Here is a 3,316-nt window from a genome sequence, read left to right on the forward strand (position 1 = left end):
TTACGAGAGAGTAAAGCCAGTTTTACTATAGAAGGTGAAGGGAAAGAGTTAAAACGTATTGAACGTTTCGCCGATGTAATGGCAAGGCGTACCGGCAAGGGCGATATCCCGCTTGATCCTGAATCACTAGCAGAGCTGCAACAAGAGATACTCGGCAGCAAAACGGTTATCCAGCAGTATGGTGTCCGTCAATCACCAGTTTTTGTGTCGCATACTCAGGTCAATGGCTTTAAAGAGATTGTGCACTATATCGCGCCACCTGCTGATGACATTGCTGAAAAGCTCAAAGGGTTACTGGCATTTATGGAAAAGACCGAGGGACAATCGGCACTGATACGTAGTGCGGTTGCTTCCTTTGCTTTTGTGTATATTCATCCGCTGGCTGATGGCAATGGCCGAGTACATCGCTTCTTAATTAACGATGTACTCAGACGCGACCAGGTCATTCATGAGCCGATTATCCTACCTATATCGCAAGCCATCGCTGAGCATCCCTCAGACCGTCATGCGTATGATAAAATTTTAGACCGTGTATCCGTGCCACTTATGGAGCAAATCCGTGATCATTACAGCTTTGATAAACAGGCGGTTACTTACCCTGATGGTATTCGCTCAAACTTAAATTTTGAAAACACTCACCTCATTCAACCTGCATGGCGCTTTATGGATCTAACGCCTCACGTTCAGTACTTATCAGGACTCATTGCTCACGTTATTGAAAAAGAGATGCATAACGAGTCACAGTACCTAAGAAAGCATGACTATGCACGATTAGCGATAAAAGAGATTGTTGAGATGCCCAACAGCTATGCCGATAGAATCATTCGCAGTATGCTACAAAATAAAGGCACTAAGAGTAATAAGCTACTTAAGGACTATCCTTTTTTAGCAAATGAGGCAGTTTGGGATGACATTTTCTCTGTCGTTGTAGAGACCTTTAAAGATGAAGCAAATGGTTTGAATAGTTAGAACAAATCCTGCTATACGCAGGAAAATCTGCCTTGATAATCAAGCTCAAGCTAGTATTAGTATCATCGTTGCGATAATGATTCGTTTATAAAAGATTCGGCTAAAATACTGCAACCTGAAACGTAATCAATATTTTTCTTACTTAAACAGAATATATTAGAGGAACTCTAATAACAGACCATTTTTATTTGACAAGGTTATTACAGATCCTCAAAATAATTTTGAGTATTTGAGTATTTGAGTATTTGAGTATTTGAGTATTTGAGTATTTGAGTATTTGAGTATTTGAGTATTTGAGTATTTGAGTATTTGAGTATTTGAGTATTTGAGTATTTGAGTATTTGAGTATTTGAGTATCGACCCATTTTTATAGCTACAACAGCTATCAGTTGACGAAAACACTTAGCCGTAGCTTGCACTTCAGTATAGCTATGTCCAGATTTTAGGAGGTTAGCGATAATCTTACGTTTCTCGGAATCTTTCATACGTCCTGAATACTTATCTTCTGTATTAGCACGAGCAATACCTTGCATCTGACGGTTACGCCGATCTTCATAGTCCTTTCTAATAGCAGCGAGCATATCAAGTAACATTGAATTGATGGCTTGCAACACGCTACTCATAAATTCAGTGCTATTCTCAGATTGAAGCGCCATATGTGAGGTCGGCAGCTCTTTTGATACGACTGCCAACTTTTTCTCTGATAGCATTCTTTTGAGAGTAACCTAATCAGCTTGTTTCAAACGTGCTAAGCGGTCAAACTGCTCAACCAAAATCACATCGCCTTCGTGGGTTTGAAAAATGAGATAGTGTATCGCCAAGATAGGTGTAGTTTGATTTTTACTGTCAGGCTGCGTCACTAAAATCCGCGAAGTTTGTTACTACGGATTTGATAGTAGAGATCAGATGGATTGACCATCAGTTCGTCATACACAAAGAGTTGTGCCACAAGTCTACAACCCTCCATTATTATTTTCAGAGTGAAGACTTACCTGAGAGCTACCTTCTTGATGCTCATCTTTATTCTCTTTAAGGTTGGTCCGGCTCTCGTTATTTTGTTTTGTTCTAATACCATTCAATTCAAGGGTCGCTGCAAAAGCATGCTTATCAGGCATACTAATATGGTTTTCATTTTCTAATGGCCTATCTCTTTCAGATAAATGAGCAACTGATAACAGTTGATCGTTTTTTTGCTGGTCTTTAGTATTGAAAGTATCTACTAGAAGATATAAAGAGACTGGAATTAAAAAAATTGCTATTATTATTCTTTTGGTGAGCGCCTTGTTAGGACGAGACTTCCATTTATACAGTGGTGCCAATAACATGAGTACGCAAATAATGGCTAGTAAAAAATTAAAGAAGGAGTCTGCGATGGAATTAAATACATTAGCAATCATAATCTAATCCTTATGCATTACTTAACTTTTTTATTTGTATTGTTTCTAGGTTTAGTCTAAAAGTCAGTTCTAAAGTGGGCTGATAGATAACATATAGTTAAGTCTTTATAAAATCGATACAGCCCTGATCTAAACCCTATCGAGAAAAAATGGGCACAGGCTAAGTTTCTACACCAAGGATGGATGGAGAATAATCTACCTAAACTGTTTCATGATATGGGCTGTATCGATTTTATAAAGACTTAACTATATAACGTTATTCCAAAGCTTGATCACAAATGTGTCATCGTCATGGACAATGCCAGATTTCATAAGAACAAACGTATCAAAAAGCTATTAAACCGACACGGTCACCGTATACTCTGGCTACCGCCTTACAGTCCTGATCTAAATCCTATTGAACACAAATGGGCTGAGGTAAAAAAGCTCAGGCAGGGCTGGGGTGAGAATGATCTAAATCATTTATTCAGCAATGTCTGCTGTTACAACTTTAAGTTGGATTGACTATATCTTATTTAAGATCAGATAAAATAAATGACTATTTATTGAGAATATGAGTCTTTATGAATTGTTGATCGGGATTTTCTAAATCATCATTTTAAACCCCTATAACAAATCATAATTTGATCTTTTGATAACAAATAAGGTAAAGATTTTTTTAATTACATTGGGATTTCAGCCATTCGCTTAATTTAATAATATCATCCTGATTATTCTTTAATTCCTTGCAAACGAAGTAAAATTGGTCCCCTGTTAGAAATTCGTGCATTGGAATTCTAACGATATTTTGTTTATAAGCGTCATCCTGCATCATATAATTATTGGTAAGAGTAATGCCCAGATTGTACCTTGCGGCTTCTATCGCTAGTAGTACATGACTAAAATGATTTATCTTTATATCGCTTGGCAATTCAAATCCGCCTGCCTTACACCACCGCAGCCAATCCTCT

At 37.6% G+C, this 3,316-nt stretch carries 6 protein-coding genes; 2 read left to right on the forward strand and 4 right to left on the reverse strand.

Going from position 1 to position 3,316, the window contains the following annotated elements:
- The coding region (locus PG901_RS13295; RefSeq protein WP_271134686.1) for a Fic family protein at window positions 1-969 on the forward strand (969 nt) is incomplete at its 5' end.
- A 200-nt stretch (window positions 970-1,169) separates the two neighbouring features.
- Here the strand turns inward: PG901_RS13295 and PG901_RS13300 are convergent.
- From PG901_RS13300 to PG901_RS13310, 3 genes are all read right to left on the reverse strand, one after another.
- A complete protein-coding gene (locus PG901_RS13300) occupies window positions 1,170-1,679 on the reverse strand; it encodes a hypothetical protein (protein ID WP_271134687.1) in 510 nt (169 codons plus the stop codon).
- A 15-nt stretch (window positions 1,680-1,694) separates the two neighbouring features.
- On the reverse strand, window positions 1,695-1,829 hold the full coding sequence (locus PG901_RS13305; protein WP_264298306.1) for a hypothetical protein: 135 nt from the start codon (window positions 1,827-1,829) through the stop codon (window positions 1,695-1,697).
- Window positions 1,830-1,922: 93 nt separating this feature from the next.
- Window positions 1,923-2,366, reverse strand: coding sequence for a hypothetical protein (locus tag PG901_RS13310; RefSeq protein ID WP_173240474.1), 444 nt, complete (start codon window positions 2,364-2,366; stop codon window positions 1,923-1,925).
- A gap of 258 nt (window positions 2,367-2,624) precedes the next feature.
- On the opposite strand from PG901_RS13310, the gene PG901_RS13315 reads away from it, so the two are divergent.
- Complete coding sequence (locus PG901_RS13315; RefSeq protein ID WP_227677380.1) at window positions 2,625-2,870, forward strand: transposase; 246 nt, start codon at window positions 2,625-2,627, stop codon at window positions 2,868-2,870.
- Window positions 2,871-3,024: 154 nt separating this feature from the next.
- Here the strand turns inward: PG901_RS13315 and PG901_RS13320 are convergent.
- A partial coding sequence (locus PG901_RS13320) for a LysR substrate-binding domain-containing protein (protein WP_271134688.1) occupies window positions 3,025-3,316 on the reverse strand: 292 nt, incomplete at its 5' end.

It is taken from the genome of Psychrobacter sp. ANT_H3 (assembly GCF_027919975.1).
GTDB lineage: Bacteria > Pseudomonadota > Gammaproteobacteria > Pseudomonadales > Moraxellaceae > Psychrobacter > Psychrobacter maritimus.